Source organism: Neobacillus piezotolerans (genome assembly GCF_003362805.1).
GTDB classification, from domain to species: Bacteria; Bacillota; Bacilli; order Bacillales; family Cytobacillaceae; genus Bacillus_D; species Bacillus_D piezotolerans.
In genome coordinates, this window is record NZ_QNQT01000001.1 from 790,080 (window position 1) to 810,396 (window position 20,317).

16 protein-coding genes are annotated in these 20,317 nt (G+C 36.9%); 13 read left to right on the plus strand and 3 right to left on the minus strand.

The window, feature by feature from the left end:
* Positions 1-219: 219 nt before the first annotated feature.
* Positions 220-858 (minus strand): Shedu immune nuclease family protein, encoded by a 639-nt coding sequence (locus DRW41_RS03735; protein ID WP_115450598.1) that lies wholly within the window; start codon positions 856-858, stop codon positions 220-222.
* Positions 859-984, minus strand: a complete 126-nt coding sequence (locus DRW41_RS23540; RefSeq protein WP_281272277.1) for a hypothetical protein — start codon at positions 982-984, stop codon at positions 859-861. It lies immediately after the preceding gene.
* 1,202 nt (positions 985-2,186) lie between these two features.
* Here DRW41_RS23540 and DRW41_RS03740 point away from each other — a divergent pair.
* The 9 genes from DRW41_RS03740 (at position 2,187) to DRW41_RS03775 (ending at position 14,769) form a co-directional block, all read left to right on the plus strand.
* Positions 2,187-2,486, plus strand: coding sequence for a hypothetical protein (locus DRW41_RS03740; RefSeq protein ID WP_115450599.1), 300 nt, complete (start codon positions 2,187-2,189; stop codon positions 2,484-2,486).
* Positions 2,487-3,312: 826 nt separating this feature from the next.
* Positions 3,313-7,059, plus strand: a complete 3,747-nt coding sequence (locus DRW41_RS03745; protein WP_115450600.1) for an SIR2 family NAD-dependent protein deacylase — start codon at positions 3,313-3,315, stop codon at positions 7,057-7,059.
* A 232-nt stretch (positions 7,060-7,291) separates the two neighbouring features.
* Complete coding sequence (locus DRW41_RS03750; RefSeq protein WP_115450601.1) at positions 7,292-7,564, plus strand: hypothetical protein; 273 nt, start codon at positions 7,292-7,294, stop codon at positions 7,562-7,564.
* Between the two features lie 501 nt (positions 7,565-8,065).
* Positions 8,066-8,281, plus strand: a complete 216-nt coding sequence (locus DRW41_RS03755) for a hypothetical protein (protein WP_115450602.1) — start codon at positions 8,066-8,068, stop codon at positions 8,279-8,281.
* 110 nt (positions 8,282-8,391) lie between these two features.
* Entirely contained in the window at positions 8,392-8,529 is a 138-nt protein-coding gene (locus tag DRW41_RS22830; protein ID WP_181884394.1) for a hypothetical protein, read from the plus strand.
* A 488-nt stretch (positions 8,530-9,017) separates the two neighbouring features.
* A complete protein-coding gene (ftsZ, locus tag DRW41_RS03760) occupies positions 9,018-10,316 on the plus strand; it encodes a cell division protein FtsZ (protein WP_115450603.1) in 1,299 nt (432 codons plus the stop codon).
* Between the two features lie 257 nt (positions 10,317-10,573).
* A complete protein-coding gene (locus tag DRW41_RS03765; RefSeq protein ID WP_115450604.1) occupies positions 10,574-11,167 on the plus strand; it encodes a glycine/sarcosine/betaine reductase selenoprotein B family protein in 594 nt (197 codons plus the stop codon).
* 359 nt (positions 11,168-11,526) lie between these two features.
* Positions 11,527-12,444: an RNA polymerase sigma-70 factor gene (locus DRW41_RS03770; RefSeq protein ID WP_245959326.1), complete on the plus strand. Its 918-nt coding sequence runs from the start codon at positions 11,527-11,529 to the stop codon at positions 12,442-12,444.
* A 207-nt stretch (positions 12,445-12,651) separates the two neighbouring features.
* Positions 12,652-14,769: a glycoside hydrolase family 3 protein gene (locus DRW41_RS03775; protein ID WP_115450605.1), complete on the plus strand. Its 2,118-nt coding sequence runs from the start codon at positions 12,652-12,654 to the stop codon at positions 14,767-14,769.
* 98 nt (positions 14,770-14,867) lie between these two features.
* Here the strand turns inward: DRW41_RS03775 and DRW41_RS03780 are convergent, their stop codons facing one another.
* Positions 14,868-15,812, minus strand: coding sequence for an LCP family protein (locus DRW41_RS03780; protein WP_115450606.1), 945 nt, complete (start codon positions 15,810-15,812; stop codon positions 14,868-14,870).
* 935 nt (positions 15,813-16,747) lie between these two features.
* Here DRW41_RS03780 and DRW41_RS03785 point away from each other — a divergent pair.
* The 4 genes from DRW41_RS03785 (at position 16,748) to DRW41_RS03805 (ending at position 20,296) form a co-directional block, all read left to right on the plus strand.
* Positions 16,748-17,080: a winged helix-turn-helix transcriptional regulator gene (locus DRW41_RS03785; protein ID WP_115450607.1), complete on the plus strand. Its 333-nt coding sequence runs from the start codon at positions 16,748-16,750 to the stop codon at positions 17,078-17,080.
* A gap of 340 nt (positions 17,081-17,420) precedes the next feature.
* Entirely contained in the window at positions 17,421-18,140 is a 720-nt protein-coding gene (locus DRW41_RS03795; protein ID WP_115450609.1) for an NAD(P)-dependent oxidoreductase, read from the plus strand.
* Between the two features lie 104 nt (positions 18,141-18,244).
* Entirely contained in the window at positions 18,245-18,691 is a 447-nt protein-coding gene (locus DRW41_RS03800; RefSeq protein WP_115450610.1) for a DUF2269 family protein, read from the plus strand.
* 435 nt (positions 18,692-19,126) lie between these two features.
* Entirely contained in the window at positions 19,127-20,296 is a 1,170-nt protein-coding gene (locus tag DRW41_RS03805; protein WP_115450611.1) for a saccharopine dehydrogenase family protein, read from the plus strand.
* Positions 20,297-20,317 lie beyond the last annotated feature (21 nt).

A 20,317-nucleotide genomic window follows, 5' to 3' on the forward strand; every position in this document is an offset into this window, starting at 1 on the left:
GAACATGAGATTGAGGATTAAGAAAGTGGAGGATGGCAGCTTTGCAATTTTTAGTTTAAGAACTACATGGCTACTCAGATTACTAAATTTAGTAAGTTAAATTAATTAGGATAAAACTGAAAGTGCTTTAACCACTCAATTAGGAGGTTTTATTTCAACTAAAATAACCAGTCTGCTCGACTGGTATTTTGAGAATTACAGTTTGTAAAGGATAAAGGACTAATCCGTAATTTGTCCTAGTATTTTAGCGAAATTTAGCTTTATCTTTAAAATTTCATATAATTCGTCGTATGTCATGCATAATATTGACTTTGAATTTACTTGAACGTAATTCTTTCTCCAGTTTAATCTTTGTTGTTCTAAGGGTGCTATAAAAGCAGTTCTGCCAATAACTAATAACCCATTAAAATTACTTAAATCAGATCCATATATAGTCCTAAAGCTACCGCTTTGTCTAAAGTCATTTAATTTCCAAAACCAATCTATTATTTGACTGTAGCCATGTTCAAATCTATAGCTCCATTCTAATGTTGCTTTATTGCCATTTTTTTTAAAAATACTATTAGATTTTGCGTTTTCAAATTCAATAAACAAATAATTATTATTAGTTGAATCCCCAATTACTAAATCAGATTTAAAGTCACCAAATATATCAAACTCAAATGCATACTTATTTGGAAAGTTCATGTTAGCATCAATGATACCGATAAAGTTGGATAAATTAATATTTTTGTTAAAAAATGGGAGTATATGCTTCTTTTCGTCTAATTCAGGGTTTTCAGCTAAAAGCTTACCAAAAAGTTCAAGTTCTTCCTGAACCTTTTGTGGATCAAATGAAAGGGGAAGGAATTGTTTCATTTATTCATCCCCCTTAAAATAATCTTTTAAATAATCCAATCTACTTCTTTTTATTATGTCCACTATTATAATTTTAAATGAATCTTCACTACCTTCTATTTCAACAATCAAACGTAAGTCATTCATTTTCGCAATATATGTATCTGGGATACCTTGCAGTTTTTTCAACTTTCCAAGTTGTAATAATTGTTGGAGGGTATAACGTGAGAAATTTACTAATATTGATTGAAGTTTCTTTTGTTCATCTTTTTCTAAAGATCTTACAGAAATTTCAGCAGTTTTAGACAGTATTATTTCCAGAAAAATCTCTCCTTAGTTTGGAACCATTATATAGTAAATTATATATCAAATAATTGAAATTAACGATTTGGTTTGTAATAGAAATAATAAAAAATAGCCATAATTTATCTTTTAATACATAATAATCCGCAAAGAGAAAATAGTTCTTCACACATTTATTTATTGTACAGTAATCAAAAAAACAAACGAGATCGATAAAAAAACTAAATAACGAAGATAGTTGTGAACCGATAGGCAGCGCAGTTGGAAATATATATTAAACAATTGGGTAGTTAAAAAGTCTGTTGAGATGTTCTGCTGAACCTTTGATTTACATTTTAATAGACTTTGGCTCAATTTTTATTTAGGTGCTTTTGGTGCCATGCTTGGTGCCCGAATTTTTAAAATTAGAAATTACAAGGAAACATTTGAAAGCAAGAAACCTTGATTTATCAATACATCTGGGTACATGAAGGTACTAGAAAAACAGATGCCAGCAAACTTCAAAACCGCTTGTGACCTGCGTGCCAGGTCAGGTGGGTTCGATTCCCACACAGTCCCGCCAAACCAGTTATATCAAAGCTTTTCGCTATTATATATAGACCAGGAGACCGAGTGAAATCGGTCTTTTTTTTATTGGGGGTGCCTCCAAAGTGGTACCTTTATCATCGGGTTAATCAAGCAACCCATTTTAATGATCAACCAAAATACCTTAAATCGAATTTGTCAAAGTGAGAATAGGTGTCCATCGTTACTTAAATTTTGGAGTGCCCAAAACGAGACCTGACAATTTTTGGGTGGACATTCTCCTTCAGGAGAATCGTTACGCGGAAATGGTGGAGAACGTGAAATCGGATATCCAGAAGGTCTGAAACCTTTAAGCACCTTTTAAGAGTTCTGGATATTTAAATGGGAGACATAATATTTCCTTTTGTATTTCAAAAGACTAAGTTTTATGAGTTAAGTAAAACGTGAAACTTACAATATTAACTTTCCCTAATGTAAAGGTATAATAGATTTAGTAAATATTAGGTAAAAGAGGGACGAAAATGAAATATGGAGATTTTACTCTTTTAAACAGTAAAAGAATGTTAAAAGATGCTCTCTGGAGTTTCTGGATATCCGAAGATGTACCTACTGGAACAAATATTCCGATGCTAGCAAAAGCATTTGAAATATTAAAAAAGTGCTGGTTTAAATCTACCAAAACAAAATCAAAAGGAATCCATATTCCAAAAAAAGAATTTGAACAACTTTTAGGTGGGGATTTTAAGGCAATCGAACAGACATTACAAGGACACGAATATGCAGACCGACCGAATCTTAAGAAAAATAAAAGGTTCTTATAATATGGAGGTAAATGAGAGTCTTGACTCTTTTTGAAGAAATTGGATTTCCTATTGGAGTAGTAGAGAAAAAAGCTATTAAGACCCGAAACGCTATAATTCATTACAAACAAGGTGGTTCTGATGATCAAATAGATATAGACCTTTACAATAATTATTGCCTTAAGATCATGTATTTCTTCAGCTAAACTATTTCCGATTTCCTCTTTTTTTCTTATATTAAAATTAACTCCCCTTAGTTCTAATTCTTTTAAGCTGCCCCTACAGCTTCTATTGCTTCACTTTGTCTTTGGGTACACTTCCCATCCAAACAAATTTCTGAAAAAGGGAGTTCTTATTTAATTTTTCTTAAGGAAGTTTCCACTGAGTATAATCAGATTATTTTTGTAAATGGAGGGATGGAAATAATGCCTATTTATCTGAGGATTTACAGGAGGTAGGAATAGATGGAGAAAAATTCAAAGTAATAAATTTAAAGCATGTGTTGCCACATGCCCTCTGGACACTTTGTCTGTGGGAATATCTATGCTCTTGGAAGAATAGTATAGCTCAAACAAGATGGAGTTCCAACCAACAATTTCTGGAGCTCCAACACAAATATTATTAGGTGCAATGTGGTGCCATGCTTGGTGGTTATTGTGACTGATAACTAAGCGGTAACGACTTATTTAAAAAGCGGGTTTTAAAGAGTGCATATATTACGCACTCTTTTTTTTCTATTAAACAGTATCTTTGACATATAAATTGAATTATTTGGATTTTTATTTCCAAGAAAATGTTAAAATTAATTACAAATCGTTTAAGTTAAAGTTGAATGGAGGAAACTTAATTGTATTCTGATCAACATCATATTGAAAAGATTAGAGAGAGTCTAATTAAAGGTAATGCCTCAGTAATGGTAGGAGCAGGCTTTAGTTTAAATGCAACACATCTTTCAAAATCAAAAGGCTCTTTCTTAACTTGGTCACAGCTTATTGATAAAATGAAATGTAAACTTTATTTTGATGAAGAGGCTAGAAAATATGCCCCTACAGATCCATTGAAATTGGCAGCTGAGTTTGAATTTGAATTTGGCAGAGAAGCATTGGATAAATTCCTTAAAGAGTCTTTACCAGATAATAATTATACTCCTGCACAATTACATAAAATGTTATTATCTTTACCTTGGGTTGATATATTTACAACAAATTATGATACCTTAATTGAGAAAACTAGAGAATTTATTTATGACAGAAACTATAGCCTTGTACAGACCGTAAGTGATATACCCAATTCGATTAGGCCAAGGATTGTTAAACTGCACGGTAGTTTTCCATCACATAGACCATTTATATTCACTGAAGAAGATTATAGGACCTATCCTAATAAATTTTCGCCTTTTATAAACCTTGTTCAGCAAAGCATAATGGAAAATACATTATGCCTTATTGGTTTTTCTGGTGATGATCCAAATTTTAAAAATTGGATCGGATGGGTTAGAGATAATCTAGGTGATTATGCATCGTCAATATATTTTTGTGGATTCTTAACAGAGTCTCAGAAAAGAAGTCTAGAAAGTATAAAAATTAGAGTCATTGATTTTGGTAAATTATTTACAGATGAAAAACGAACAAATAATTATAAAAATGCTTTACAATGGTTCTTTTTAGAATTAATGAAGCCAGAATTTAGAACACCATATTATTGGCCCGAACCAAATAGAAATAATCCTCTTTCTAGTTGGTCAATTTCACAAGAAGTTAAAGAGAAACTTAGTTTTAATGAAGATAAGCCAACAAAATATAATTCATTTGATTATTATGACTGGCAGAAGGGTCTTTTCTCAACGGAAAGTATTATTAATATAGCTAAAATTTGGGAAGAGGATAGAAGTTATTATCCACAATGGGTAGTTGCCCCGCGAAAAGCAAGAAACTTTATTTGGAACGATTTTCATTTTGACTTAATTCAGTCAATTGTTAACTCTAAAACGACTTTTTCTTTCAAACAATTTCTATTTATTTTACATGAAATATTATGGAGATTAGAGGTTGCTCTCTTATCCCTTTCAAATCCTAGATTTAACTTACTTTTACCAGTAATTGAAGAAATTGTCGATAAATTTGGGAATTGTATAGGAGATTATGAAAAAATAAAAAAACTCTATAAAGTGGAAAATAAAGATATCGATGTAATTGAACAACAATGTATAAGACTTTGTTTTAGTTTAGTGAACTACTACAGAGAACAATTAAATAATGAAAGAGTATATGAATTATTAGAATTATATGAGCCTCTAATAAACAAAGATGAAGAGCTTCAAGCAGAAAGTTATTATAACCAGTGTCTCATTGAACTAAATAATTTTAATTACCCGAAAGTCTTTGAAATCCTAAATAATTGGACTGTTAATTACAACATTCCATATTGGCAAGTTAGACGAGCGTCCATCTTAATTGCGCTTAGAGAAATAAGCGAGGCTGAGAATATATTAATAACCTCATTAAATGAAATCAGAAGAAGGAATGTAGAGGGTAATGATATTGAATTGTTATCTCAAGAAAGCTGGATATTAAGAATTTTAAACGCTTTAAAAAAGGAAAGAACGTATAAAAATATATACAATAACATAGAGAAGGAGAATTATTTAAAAACAATACACTGTGATGCCAATCAGATATATGAAGAGATTGTAACAGCAATAGATGGTTCATTGATTAAGCAACCAAAACAGCTTAATAAATCGTTTGATCCGGGGACTGAAATTATTTCTTTTTCTTTTAATAATCAATATGAAGTGGATAATAAAAATGCATTACAATTAATAAGAATGATGGAAAATACCGGACATAGATTTAAAATTAATAACACAATTTTTGATAAAGAAAGGGTTATCATTGCTTGCGAATTTATACTGCCAACAAATTTTATGCTTGCTCTTATAACAGCTATACAATTGGAAAATAAGGATTTTATTAAATCTTTATTATCAAGAGAAATTATAGCTACTTTGGAGGAGGATACAGTTTGTGGACTTTTTACAAAAATATATAATTCGCTTATTTATTTAAATAATCTAAGAATAAATCACCAATTAAATTTATTCGAGGATAAGAGATTTTCAATATTACTTGAAATTCTTTCGCGTTTAACGATAAAACTAAGCAGAGAAAAATTAGATGACTGTTTGAGTTTGGGCATAGATATTTTTATGTCAGTCTCTAACCATTCTAATGATAGTCATTTATTTGATACCGAACTTAATAATTTATTTAAGAGAACGATATACGCTTTGGATGATGAAGATATCTTAAATAGACTAAAAGATTTGTTAAACTTACCTGTAGCCGCAAATAGTCATATAATTGATCCATTCTATTATTTAGATAGAAAGGAATTTAAAAAGAACCAACATTATAAGGAAACTATTAGTTCTCTTGGAATAATCATAGAAACAAATGTTTATAGATTGATTGAAGACCTAAAGATGACCAAAGATATTAACACGGAAACTTTATTAAGGTTAATCACATTAGATAATCTAAGTACAATGAGTAATACACAAAAAGTGCAAATAGGAAATTTATTATTAGGTAAAAATAATATAGATAATACTGTCTTTTATTTTAAAAGCCTAATTTCTCACTTTTTTCAAGCAGACAGTAAATTTAAAGAATCAATAGAAGCTGGGATAAAAAGTTTATTGGAAAGAAAATTTGTTGATGTATTTGGTGAAGAAAATGGGTATAGATTTTCATATTCATCTAGTCGTGTAAATCTCATTGAACGACATTTAATTGAGTTATCTCAGTTATTGCTAGGCAATTCAGAATGTATTAATTTTACGTACTTTAGAAATCAATTTTTATCGTTGATTGACGGTTTAGAAGTATGGTGGACTTTAAATAGGGATAAATTAAAGTCCGATTCAAACAATCAGTTTTTTATTTATTTTAAAAGGTTTTTATATAAGCTTCTTTATGTGTCCTCTTCTGATAAGCAAATAATAGAAAGAATTAGAATAATGTTAAATGATCTAGAAACACGAGGTTTTTATACAGTAAGCTTATTGCCCTTAATTTCCAAAAGAGAGGAAATTGCTAACACTGAGTTAACTATTATTTATTTTCTACACTCTAATAATAAAGATCAAGTATTTGATGCGTTAGAGGCAATAAAGAATTGGATAGACCTTTATAAAGATGAGTTAATAGATACTATGCCTGAAAAAGCACTCGATGAATTAATTCAAAAAGTATTTTTAAGAAGGCTGCCGTATTTAGAACAATCAATCAAGCTATTGATTGAGATTATAAATCTACACTTTTATTCTCTCTCTTCGACACAATTTGAGAAAGTGATAGAAGCATTAAAGAATATATATGATGAAACGGAAATTAAAGCTCCTTCAGATGAACATTTTGTGACATGGAGAAAAGAAGAGTTTTTATCCTTACGAGCTGCCGCTACAAAATTAGCTCACGACCTATATGTTAACTTAGTAAGAAATAACCAATCAATTCCCGAGATCCTGAGGGTATACCAAGAAGAGAGTGAGAATAACATAATTCCTGACTTACGGAAACAATGGAATTGAATAATAAGCGTAATCACTAAATTTAATGTTTAAACCAAGAGTGCGAAATAAGATATTATCGCACTCTTATTTTTGTTGTGGAAATTTATTCTCATAAATTCTACTACGCATTAAAAATTCCGCTGGACTGCTTACTTGTTTGTTTTTATTTAAAACCTTCTTGATAACAAGTTGTAATTAGCTTACACAGTTTTAAATACAATTTAGTATCAATAAAAAATGAGGTGTAATTGTGATAAATGTAAATTCTCTATTAGCATATTATAGGGGTAACTCGAATTATGTTGTAAAATTTGTAAAAGGTACGGATTATAATATTGAATATGTTAAATCCCTGAACTTTCGGAAGAATGTACTAGTAGAACTTTATCCAAAAACAGGAAGATTCTATTTAAACAAAAATGGTGAATGGGTAAATATAAAAGAATTGCCGGAAGTCCAAACCGATGCTGATGTTATTGCCTGGATTGAGAAAGATTCTCAAACTTTAAGGAAAAAGAGTTAAAAATTTTGCATTGAGGGACTGACGGGTGTTGTAGCAGAACCCTTTTTAGGAAAAACCTTATTCTTTTCTTATAAAATGGCTAAAAACGTTAATTGAAGTTTCACACAAAAACAAGCAATTGAAGATTTTAAATCGGTGAAAAAATCGGATGAAGTAGTCCTAAATTGGAAAAAACCTATGATTTAATTACCTTACTGCAAAGAGTAGAATGTAAAGTTGATTTTGAAAAATTAATTAAAATAATTCAAGACCATTCCTGAAACCTAAACTAATTAATATAACCTGGTCTGAGTAATTTCACTTTTTCGGTTAAATAATTTTTTCCGTTGTAGTAAGCTAGGCTAGAGTTCAGGTTAGCTGTAAAGACGATAATTTTAGTGAGCGTCCAAATCGGCCTTTTAAGAGTTAACGGTTTAAATATAATACTTTTTTTGGAAATTTACTTTGATAAAATGTAAGTACCAAATATTTCTAGTTGCTGTGATAAGGGTGGTGTATTAATTGAACTTTTTATTAAATATTTTTAAAAGAGTAGTAAGAAGTGTTCCCCAGGCAAGAAGTGGAGATGTTGAGTTTGAAATTCAAGAACAATTAAGAAATATCCAAAAAGAAAACAAGTTTATTAAAGTTATAAACTTAAAACATAAAAAGGTAATATTATATCGAATATTATTCGATGTACCAGAGAAAGAAGAAAAAAGTATTATGTTAAGGTAAAAATTATTACTTCGAAAGGCAAGCTTAATCCAGAACCAAAACTAGATGCCTTTTTTATTGATGAACAAAATAATGATATTGACTTAGCTGATATAAATATCATAGAGGAAATGGCAAACGAAGGTTATGGCTCTATTTTAATTGAAGAATTAATTAACATAGCTAAAGTAAATAACACTTTAAGAATTAATGGTTGGATTTCTAAAGTAGATGAAAATCATTCATTTTTATCGAAAATATGGATTTAAGGTAAACCTTTTTCCGGATTATGAAAAATCGGAAAGTATTAAAATTGGAGAAATATATTCGGTGAATGAAAACAAGTTAAATTAATACCATCATTTTTAATGGTTTCAATTTCTTATTTTAGTTTAATCCCAGCAATTCCATTTGGAATGAGAGTGTCGACCATTTTTCGAATCCTTTAAAGAGGACAATGCTTTATGATGAATATCCAGCCCAAAGTTTAATTGGATGGTCTTCCTTAATAATTCAGGTCCTCGATATGCATATATGAATCGCCTAGTCTTTCTTTTAATATATTCTATTTCTCATTTAATTTCACTCCCTCGAGTCGCTTGTACACTCCATCTCCATGAAGAATTCCACTTTATTACTGTAAAGTTACAGTCCTTTAACAAATCGCATATATAGACAGAATTTCTAAGCTTGTTTCGAATTTTATAGGTATAGAGAAAAATTGGGGGCAATAACCGAAGCTAATGGGGGACTGTATATGCTAGAATTTGATACTTATATTGATCAATTTGCCACTATAAAGGTAATTGGGGTTGGCGGCGGCGGAAATAATGCCGTGAACCGGATGATTGAGGACGGTATTCAGGGAGTGGAGTTCATTGCTGTGAATACAGATGCGCAGGCGCTTAAGATGTCAAAAGCGGAGGTCACGATGCAAATCGGCGGTTCGCTGACCAGGGGCCTGGGGGCGGGTGCAAATCCTGAAATCGGCAGAAAAGCTGTCGAGGAAAGCAGGCAGCAGATCAAGGATGCCCTGCAAGGTGCGGACATGGTGTTCGTAACTGCCGGTATGGGCGGCGGAACCGGGACAGGGGCTGCGCCGGAAATCGCCAAAATCGCGCGCGAACTTGGGGCACTTACCATTGGAGTGGTGACTCGTCCGTTCACTTTCGAAGGCCGCAAGCGGGCACAAAATGCTGCAGCCGGGATTGAAGAGATGAAGAAAGCTGTTAATACGTTAATCATCATTCCTAACCAGCGATTGCTGGATATCGTTGACAAGAGAACGCCGATGATTGAAGCCTTCCGTGAGGCTGACAATGTCCTCAGGCAGGGTGTCCAGGGCATTTCCGATTTGATTGCCGTGCCAGGCTTGATTAACCTGGACTTTGCTGACGTTAAAACAATCATGTCCCACAATGGAACGGCGCTGATGGGCATTGGGGTGGCTTCAGGAGAAGACCGTGCTGTTGAAGCTGCCAAAAAGGCCATCTCTTCGCCGTTGCTTGAAACAAGCATCGATGGAGCGAAAGGAGTGCTGATGAACATCACAGGCGGCACCAACCTCAGTTTGTTCGAAGTCCAGGAAGCGGCCGATATTGTCGCGGCTGCAACAGATGACCAGCTTAACATGATTTTTGGATCGGTCATCAATGAAAATCTGGAAAAAGAAATTATGGTGACCGTGATTGCGACCGGCTTCAATCATGATGAGGAGGAAACTCCGCCGTTGAACACATCGCGCCGTCCTGGAGACATGGTTGCCAATTCCCGTGAGCATTACCAGGCACAGTCGAGACAGCGGGACCCTTTTGCCCATGCAGAATCGGGGAATTACGGCAGAGCGCAAAACTACAGCCAGTCCGGCAGCTACAGCCATTCGGGAAACTATGGCCAATTCGAAAACGACAGCCAATCCGATAGCTATGAAGAGTCCGGCTATCACAGCGCACCGCCTGCCTACGAAGAGCCAGAGTATTACGAACGGGATACTCAGAAGCAAGACGACTCGCTTGAAATTCCATCGTTCTTTCGGAATCGAAATAGAAGGCGGTAACCTACGAACAAAAAGGCCAAATCATATGCGATTTGGCCTTTTACTATTGATGAAAATAATCTGAAATTCCGCCATTTTAACTGGTAAAGGTAGGTTGGAGAATTTACAAAACTGAATCATTATTTTTTCGGCGCAAATTGTGGGCATTTCTTCATTTCTCTTCTAGGTCCAGGATTCATTTTAATACCGTTACATAAAAAACTCATAACCATGTCACAAATACTCCTGCTATTCCGTCACAAGGGTGAAAGATAAAAATGGTTGAAAATGAAAAGGAGGCATATTTTATGTCAAATATTCATTCATCTTCCAAGGTTGGCTTTGGAAGAAGGCTAGCATTCAAGTTTGCACAATCGAAATTATTAGGTAAATTGGTGGAGAAATACCCCCAATTAATTGATCGAATCAGTAAAAAAAGTATGAATTTAGGGAGAGAAAGGAATGGAGATGTTCCCTGGACTCCATTAAAAAGGCCGATTGAGGAAAGTCGGGTGGCTCTCATTACCACTGGAGGCATCATCCTGAAAAGCCAACCCCCATTTGACTTGAACGATTCCAAGGGGGATTGCTCCTATCGTGTGATTCCCTCAGATACACCCCCAAGTGAAACGGTGATTAGTCATTTATTTTATGATCATAGCGATGTAAAGGTTGATTTGGAAATCATGTTCCCTTTAGCCACTCTTCACCGCTTGCAACAGGAAGGTAAAGTAGGGAGTATCGCTCCGCGTCACTTTAGTTTTCAGGGAGGAATTCATGATCCCTCTCCGTTGGTTGAAAAAACTGCGCCGGAAGTTGCGCGCAGTCTTGTGGAAGACAACGTGGATTTGGCAATTTTGACTCCCGCCTGAAGTCACTGCCATCGGTCCGTGGGACTGATCGCACGAGAATTGGAAAAAGAGGGAATAGCGACAATCACAGTAACCCTGTTACCCGAAACGACAAATGCTGTGGGAGTACCCCGATCGATTTACTTCCCTAACAAACTGGGGAGTCCGATTGGTCGTGCCAACAAAAAGGGGGAACAGTACTCCGCTTTGTTACAATGTTTGGATGCATTGGCTAAAGCAAAAAAAGGGGAGATGATCACCGGGACGAGATGAAACAATCTCGTCCCAATGGATAGTATAGCCTTATTAGACCTTAAGTTGTGCTAAAATTTAGAAAATAGTGTAATACAGGGTCTAAAAGACAAAAGGGTGTGCTTTGAATGCCGGACGGCTTTGAATCTAAACATCTTCCTCATGATGATGGTATGACTAATATGACAGAAGTTTACTCTTCTTATAAATCGGTCCTTTTTTCGCTTGCATATCGTATGTTGGGAAGTGTGGCCGATGCAGAAGACATTGTGCAAGAAGCTTTTTTGAATTTGAATCAAGTTTCTTTGGATTCGATTCATCATGTGAAAAGTTATTTATGGAAGGTTACTACAAACCTAAGCATTGACTTCTTGCGTTCTGCCCGAAAGAGGAGAGAAGTGTATGTAGGCTCCTGGTTACCGGAACCGATCCTTAACCGAAAGGATGCGGATCCGGCAGACCGGGTGATTACCAATGAGGAGTTATCCATCGCATTTTTACTTCTACTTGAAAACTTAAATCCAGTGGAAAGAGCGGTGTTCCTTTTACGGGAAGTTTACTCTTTTTCTTACGATGAGATTGCACATTTAATCGGTAAATCTCCTGATAACTGCCGAAAAATTCAAAGCAGAGCGAAACAAAAAGTCGGCGATTTATCCCCTAAAGTGGGGGGAGATAGGAGTAAAAGAGAAGAAACTGTGCGTGACTTTATGGAAGCAGTTCAAAGCAACAACACTGAAAAACTTTTGTCCATTTTATCTGATGACTTCACTATTTATTCCGACGGAGGAGGTAAAGCGAAAGCAAACTTGCGTCCTATCTTTGGAATTGAACGAGCCGTCGCCGCTTTAAGGTCTTTCCACCACAAAATCCCATCCAATTTGATTTTCATGGAAGCGGATGTGAACGGACAACCGGGAATGATTATGAAGGTGGACGATCAAATTTTTTATGTAATGGCATTTCAATTCGATGAAGATAAACTATCTGCTTTATACAACATCGTTAATCCAGATAAACTGAAGCATTTGAAAAAGCTGAAATGACAGTGGGAGTGAAACTTTATAGGGTTTGAACGTTATCTGCGGTGTTTACTGGCTGTACGGGTATAATAGCCTAGGGGTAAATGCAGAGATGGTTGTCAGCTAGTTCAAAAAATCTTGTTGAAGCAAGGATACTTTCCTTGCTTCTTTTCTATTTGAACGGGGTGGAAGATAAAGGTCCATTAAACTTACTTTTTTTATTTTTTTGGGATGAATTATCTGCTGAAAAGAGACAGTAAAAAATGGTGGATACTATTTCTTAATAAAGGAAGTGTTTTTATGGGGTTAATGCTGAAGAAAATAATTTCTTTCTCTTTAGTTGTGTTATTAACGTTTTCTTTATTTGTTCCGCAGGCGGGTGCGGAAAAAAGACAACAAACGGCGCAGCCTATAATCGATGCTAGAGCTAAAAAAACATTAACGGTTGAGGGAAAGACCTTTAAGGACTTAAACGGGAATGGACAGCTAGACCCTTATGAAAACTGGCAGCTTTCCGATAATGAAAGGGCACGGGACTTGATTTCTAAAATGACATTACAGGAGAAGGCGGGTCTGCTGGTTATTCCAGAGTTTCCTAAGTTCCAGGAAGGGAAGCTGGTCCTCCCGAATAAGATGATTAACCAAACTACCCGTTATTTCATTTTCCGTGAATTCCCGAGCGCGGATGTGATTGCAGGTTACAATAATCAGATTCAGGAAGCGGCGGAGGCAACAAGATTAGGAATTCCGGCCGTGATTATTTCAAATCCTAGGAATCATCCGGCCAATGCCCCAAATTTGGAGGCTGCTGGGCAATTTTCTTACTGGCCAGATCCATTGGGCCTGGCAGCTACACGCGATTTGAATCTGATTTCAGAATTTGCTCGAATTTCCGGAAGAGAGTTCAGGGCTTCAGGTATACGTAAACTATATGGGTACTCAGCAGATGTGTCGACCGATCCAGAATGGCCAAGGATTGATGAGACCTTTGGTGAAGATCCTAGGATTATTTCAGATATCATTTTTAGAATTGTTAAAGGGTATCAGGGTGATATCCTTAATGAAAATAGTGTATCAACCACAGTAAGGCATTTCCCGGGCGGAGGAGCGCGTGAAGAAGGGAAGGATCCGCATTTTGAAGAAGGCCAATACAATATTTATCCGACAAAAGGCAGTCTGGTGAGGTACCATATTCCGCCTTTTCGAGCAGCGATTGCAGCGGATACAACGTCAATCATGCCTTATTACGCGTATCCAAGCAATAAAAGTGCCGAGCAGGGCTTGCCACGGTTTAGTCCAGAGCAGCAATTTGAAGAAGTTGGTTTTGCGATGAATAAAAGTTTTATTACCGATTACCTCCGCGGCCAGCTGGGATTTCTCGGCTATGTCAACTCTGATACAAGTGCTGTCGTTGACAGAGCATGGGGAGCTCTAGATTTACCAGTTGAACAGCGGTTTGCGAAAGCGTTGAACGCAGGGACTAATATTTTCTCAGGTGTTTCAAATCCAACTCCAATTATTACGGCCGTTAACCAAGGATTGGTAAGTGTAGATAGAATCAACCGGTCTGCAACCTATTTGCTGACTGAGATGATGAAGCTGGGCCTCTTTGAAAATCCTTATGTTGACCCGAAGAATGCCCTTACCATTGCGAATGACCCAGCATCACAAGAACGTGCTGATTTGGCGCATCGCAAATCCGTTGTTTTAATGAGGAATGACAACAATTTATTGCCTTTAACAGATGAAAAAATCAGAGGAGTAAGGCTTTATGTAGAGATGTTTCCTGGAGGAACGAATGGAGCCGCCACACAAAGGCTTAGAGAAACAATCAGAAACTACGATAAGAATATTACGTTAACAGACAATCTGGAAAACGCAACGCATGCTCTTATCTGGATTATGCCGAAGCAAGACATATTAAAACGCTTCCCTCAGCTGTTAATCGGGCCTGAAACTGAAGTCAGCCAAATTGCCAGAATCAATCAAATACAAAAGAGAGTTCCAACGATTACCGCTATCAACTTGAGAAGCCCATGGCTGCTCAATAATATTGAGCCGAATGCCGCATCGTTCATTGGTACTTTTGGAACAAAGCCAGAAGCATTAATCGATGTTATCCGCGGCAGATTTAACCCTGTTGGGAAACTGCCTTTTACGATGCCGGCCAACCAGCAGGCAGTCGACAATGAAGTGGGGGATATCCCAGGATTCAGGGAAGATCCGTCCTATGTTTATCGTGCGAAAAGCGGGGATGCGTATATTTATAATTTCGGCCTCTCCTATAGCACGGCAAGGAATGAGCGGAATGGCTTCTTCGATAGATTGAAGGATTTTTTTGGTCAATAAATGGAGTAAATCCTTACGATGAAAACCCGCACAAGTCATCTTTGACTTGTGCGGGTTTTAGCCATCAAAAGTGGTAGGTAGAGGTTTCGAAAATATTATCAAGGATTACTTTGTTCTTTTCCTAAAAACTTATCAAGAGCTGCTTTATTTTGTTCCAAATCCACTTTTAGGACTTCGCCAATTCCTTCATGGCGTTCATTTGTAAAACTTCCATCTTCCGGGATTCGAAGTGTTTGTATTTTTTCACTTTCATTGGTCAAAATGTCTTTTCCAATTGTCAAAAGTGTGGCTGCGTCAATGTCTGTATCGATATATGTATGTAAAACGTCTAACAAGTCAGGAAGCTTTGAGACACTTTGAAGACTTACGGCCTCATCCTTTAATTTTGAGACGACTTCTTGTTGTCTTTGCACCCGGCCGAAGTCACTTAAACGATCCTGACGGAAACGAACATATCCTAACAGTTCTTTCCCGTGAAGTTGTTGATTCCCTGCCTCTAAAGTCATTCCGATCCCATCAGACATTTCATAGGGTATATCTACTTCAATTCCATTTGGAATAAGGAGGTCGACTGCTTTTTCGAATCCTTTAAAGTCGACAATTGCATAATGATGAATATCCAGGCCAAAATTTAATTGAATGGTTTTCCTTAATAATTCAGGTCCTCCAATTGCATAAGCAGCATTTAATTTATGCTCTCCATGTTCGGGAATGGTTACATACATATCACGCATAAGCGAAATAAGTTTTGCCTGATTGGTATCGGGATTATAGTGGGCTACCATTATCGTATCCGTTCTAGCCTGTTTTTCTCCCCGGGAATCACTTCCCAGTAAAAGAACATTAACCGCGTCTTCTTTACTTTTTTCTCCTTGAAACGTATGCTTCGCTTCAACTTTTTTTAATGGTTGTTTAACCTTTTTTACCGTTCCTTCTATAAACTGGAACACTGTAAAAAGACCAACAAAAAAAATACTAAATAGGAGAAGGGCAGAAGTTACTCTCATCCATCTTATCTTTTTTCTCTTTCGTGTTTCTGACATACTTGCACCACCTAGGCCGAATAATAAATGATGGAACAACTATCTTCAGTTTTTGATAGGGGGAATAAGAAACTGAAGGGGTTGCCATCTTTTTAGCTAGAGATAAATATTATCCCATAATAACATTTCAATTGTTGAGATATTGGATTACATTTGTTTAAAATTCTGTTACATTATTTCGTTTCTACACTGGTGAAGTGAGAAAAAAAGATATAAAGGGAGGGGTTGTAATTTTTTGCTGTAGAATGGTGCCATGATTAGTGCCCGAATTTTTTTGAAAAAAATTAAAAGGAATCTTTAGAAAGCAAGATACCTTAATTTATCAGTACTTCCGCAATGCCATATAGAGGTCTACCAAAATCTCAAATACTGGTTTCTGGATAGATAAAGCCTCCTACCCCTAAAATAAAAGAACAATATTGTAATAAAACCATTAACCAATTGTTAATGAATTTGGTCCAATAAGATTTATGCATTTTTCTGTATCCCATTTAAGTTCGATTTGATTGACTTCACTTTATACCGGTTGTAAAATTCTGTTAGAAACGTAAATTAAAAGTTCTTTACCACAAAAAGTGGTTTTCAAAAATTTGTTGATTTACTCTCTCGTCCGACTCGCTTTCCGCAGGCGTTTCGGGGAGCTCCTCGACGACAATTCCGCCCAAAGGGTATCACTTGACCCGTTCATCCCGCCAGGACGTTAAATAATCATCCTTAAAAATTACTGCAAGAGAAAATGCTATAACCAAAGGAAGGCTTCAGCGAACTTTCTTCGAACGAACTTATGCGGTAGCATAATGGATGATGCTTGAACTCTTTCTTCATTCCTTCAGCTCCAATCGTCATAAAATAAAGTCTAAAAATATACCAGCATATATGGTGATAAACCTATTTAAAGTAATGCTCCTACTAAAAAGTAAAGGACTGATTTATCAATGATTCATCAACTCGAATGTCCAATTGAGACAGTCATTCATGTATTAGGCGGTAAATGGAAGCCGGTTATTTTATGGCATTTGATGGAATCAACCAAGCGTTTCAACGATCTGGAAAAACTCATTCCTGATGTTTCCCAAAAAATGCTTACGCAACATCTACGAGAATTGGAACATGAAGGGGTGATTAAAAGGACGGTATACCCAACGGTCCCTCCAAAAGTAGAATATTCACTAAGTGAATATGGGAAAACATTGATTCCTGTAGCGGAAGTAATGTGTGCTTGGGGAGAAAGTCATAATGAGCGAAAACGTGAAGAATCAGCGTCTTAAAGCTGGTTTTTTTTTGCGAAAAATGATTAAGCAACACATTCCTTTCATTGTATTGGTTAAAAACTTGTCTTTGTTAAAAAAGGACCACCTCGGAATGTTGGTTTACCACGGGTTCAAAACTCATCCCCATCAAGAAAGCGCACTACTATGAGGTTTAAAAAACGGACAGAAAAAATCAACGAATGCTTCTACGATTCCAATTAACTCTTCAAACCATACTTACTTTCAAGTTAGTACCCTACTTTAAAGTGCGTTCTTACGTGATTGAGTGACCGATGTTATTCTTAAGTCAATTCAAAGTAAATAAAACAATTTGTTCAAAGAAAGAAGGAAGTGAACAATGAAAATTATTGTTTTCGGAGCAACGGGTAATACAGGAAAAAGAGTGCTTGCCTTGGGGGTAAAAAAGGGACATGAAATGACCGCTTTCGTGCGAAGCCCGGAAAAGCTTTACGAACAGCAAGGGGAGCAGATCGCCAGGCAAGTAATGATAGTTAATCATAATATCATGGACCCGCAGAGTGTCTACGAGGCACTTAGTCACCAGGATGCCGCCGTGATTGCGGCCGGTAATGTCGGCAATGGCGAAGAGTTTATTCGTATCGTCGATAACATTGTTACCCAATGCGAAGACCATCCCTTGTTCTCTGGCCGTGTATGGTTAATGGGAGGTGCGGGATTACTCGAAATTCCACATACAAACATTATGGGTAACGATCTGCCTGGCTCTCCTCCTATTTTCCAATATCATAACCAGAATCTGAATCGTCTTAAGCAGACCAAGCTAGATTGGTCCATTATGTGTCCCGGAACAATGATGGATGCTACGGAGGAATCCAAGCCCGAGCACCTGTATATTACCGCAGACATTCTACCCTTGCCATTCTCGGAAGCCGTACGGGAGTTTTCAGAAGCCGAATTGGCCGGCCATGTGTTCAGCCGTATTCAGGAACTCGATGTGGCTTATGAAGACGTGGCGAACTGCATGTTGAATAATCTGGAGGTTGAGGGTCCTTTTAAAGGTAAACGGGTGGGGATTGTATACCGAAGAGAAATGTAGTCAGGCTATAAGGAGCATAGTGAAAGAAGGCGGGAAGGCACGCTTAAGAAGCAACAGAGCTTACCGTGTGGTTCGAAGATTTACCAAGAGAGGAGGGCCTGTCCATGTATAATTACTTATTGTTCATCCATATTATATCCGCCGTTACGGCAATCGTCGCCATTACTGGCTATCCGGTGATCATGAGCTGCGTCCGGACGGTGGAGCAAGCCAAATTCGGATTAAGGTTGTTAGAGAAGATGGCGATCTTGTCAAAAATCGGGGGCATCCTGCTGCTTCTTACCGGCCTTTTGTTCGGATACCAACAAACTTATCTGTTCGGAGAGCTTTGGTATTGGCTCGCTTTGGCCATCTTCTGTGTTATTTTAGTCATCCTTGCCGTATTACTTCCATTTGGCATGAAGCAACAACTGGAATTACTTCATCAATCTCTGGGCGAAACCTTGCCGGAAGGATACCGTCGAAGCCGCAGACGTTCCTTGCGACTAGAGGTAATCGCTAATTTCTGCGTGGTAATCTCTATTCTATTAATGGTGTTTAAGCCTTTTTAATAAAATTAGGACCAAGTGGCCTCTTTAGCGTTTGTTTGGCAAAACCAAGCAAACGCTAAGGAGGTTTTTGTTTTGGCTAAATGAGAACGTCAACAGATGAAGGGGTCAAGACAAATCCGTTATTTCGAATAGTCCAACAGAAATTGTTAAAACATGTATCGGAACCGGGGAAATGGATAGGCACCGTTTTGGCTTCTTGAGATTTGTGAAACCTAAGCACAATGCCTGCATTGGTATCGTTTAATATAAACGGAGCCTAGTTCCATAATATAGATTTAATAAAAATGTATAGAAATTTAATTAAATCTTTTTTGTTGAAGTGTACTTACTATCGAGGATTTTCAATATTTATAATTAAGAAAACTATAAAACGATGAAATAATGGCATTCGTAACGGGGGCATCCATACGAATTTTTTGAAGGGTAGGTGTTAATATGAAAGTAGCTGTATTGGGATCTGGATTAATGGGGAAAGAAGCAGCACGTGATTTAGTGCAAAGTGCTGGAGTGGAATCAGTTGGATTGGCCGATATTGATTTAGGGCGTGCGCAACAAGTCTGCAATCAACTTCAATCACCGAAATTAAAAGCGTTTTCCGTTGATGCCGGGAACTACGACGAGCTGGCAAATTTTATTGGCCAATATGATGTCGTTGTTAATGCGCTATTTTATACCTTTAATGAGACGGTTGCGAAAGCGGCTATTGCAGCAGGGGTAAGTTCTGTTGACCTTGGTGGGCATATCGGTAATATTACAGATCGCGTTCTGGAGCTGAAAGAAGAAGCGATGGCAGCCCAGTCGACGATTATCCCTGATTTGGGGGTTGCCCCAGGTATGATTAATATTTTGGCCGGCTACGGAGCAAGCAAGCTCGATCGGGTGAAATCTGTTAAGATGTATGTTGGCGGGATACCTGCACGGCCGGAACCCCCGCTTGAATATAATCATGTTTTTTCAATGGAAGGATTATTCGACCATTATACCGATCCTTCATTGATCATTCGCCATGGTGCAAAGCTGGAAGTACCATCGCTTTCAGAAGTGGAAAAGATCTATTTTGAAAAATTTGGTCCACTGGAAGCCTTTCATACTTCGGGTGGAACCTCTACCTTACCCTATTCATACCCATATTTAGATGAATTGGAGTATAAAACGATCCGTTACCCAGGCCATGCGGAAAAATTCAAATTGCTCGTTGATCTTAACCTTACCCGTAATGATTACGAAGTGGAGATAAAAGGGCAACAAGTGAAGCCCAGAGACGTCCTTTTAAAGGTTCTTGCCCCAATTGTGGACTTAAAGGACAAAGATGATGTGGTAGTGCTTCGCGTCATCGTCTCAGGTGAGAAAAATGGAGTGAAAACGACGTACGAATATGAAATGACGACATTTAAAGACCGTACAAATAATGTAACAGCGATGGCACGCGCAACCGCAAACACCATTTCTGTCGTAGCTCAAATGATAGGCAATGGAACGATAGCCAAAAAAGGGGTCCACCCGCCAGAGCAGATCGTGCCCGGAAAAGAATATATTGAAGAAATGGCAAAGAGAAATATTATGATTTCGGAAATAGAGAAGCGTGATAACCTAATCAAAATTTAATATTTTCCGAGCCTTCCTGCG

Excerpts from the sequence above, each read along its gene's own strand:
- DRW41_RS03795 (WP_115450609.1), top strand. The coding sequence starts at position 17,421 with ATGAAAATTATTGTTTTCGGAGCAACGGGTAATACAGGAAAAAGAGTG.
- DRW41_RS03805 (WP_115450611.1), top strand. The coding sequence starts at position 19,127 with ATGAAAGTAGCTGTATTGGGATCTGGATTAATGGGGAAAGAAGCAGCA.
- DRW41_RS03785 (WP_115450607.1), top strand. The coding sequence starts at position 16,748 with ATGATTCATCAACTCGAATGTCCAATTGAGACAGTCATTCATGTATTA.
- DRW41_RS03780 (WP_115450606.1), bottom strand. The coding sequence starts at position 15,812 with ATGTCAGAAACACGAAAGAGAAAAAAGATAAGATGGATGAGAGTAACT.
- DRW41_RS23540 (WP_281272277.1), bottom strand. The coding sequence starts at position 984 with ATGAATGACTTACGTTTGATTGTTGAAATAGAAGGTAGTGAAGATTCA.
- DRW41_RS03765 (WP_115450604.1), top strand. The coding sequence starts at position 10,574 with ATGGTTGAAAATGAAAAGGAGGCATATTTTATGTCAAATATTCATTCA.
- DRW41_RS03740 (WP_115450599.1), top strand. The coding sequence starts at position 2,187 with ATGAAATATGGAGATTTTACTCTTTTAAACAGTAAAAGAATGTTAAAA.
- ftsZ (WP_115450603.1), top strand. The coding sequence starts at position 9,018 with ATGCTAGAATTTGATACTTATATTGATCAATTTGCCACTATAAAGGTA.
- DRW41_RS03735 (WP_115450598.1), bottom strand. The coding sequence starts at position 858 with ATGAAACAATTCCTTCCCCTTTCATTTGATCCACAAAAGGTTCAGGAA.
- DRW41_RS03800 (WP_115450610.1), top strand. The coding sequence starts at position 18,245 with ATGTATAATTACTTATTGTTCATCCATATTATATCCGCCGTTACGGCA.
- DRW41_RS03775 (WP_115450605.1), top strand. The coding sequence starts at position 12,652 with ATGAATTATCTGCTGAAAAGAGACAGTAAAAAATGGTGGATACTATTT.
- DRW41_RS22830 (WP_181884394.1), top strand. The coding sequence starts at position 8,392 with ATGGCAAACGAAGGTTATGGCTCTATTTTAATTGAAGAATTAATTAAC.
- DRW41_RS03770 (WP_245959326.1), top strand. The coding sequence starts at position 11,527 with ATGCCGGACGGCTTTGAATCTAAACATCTTCCTCATGATGATGGTATG.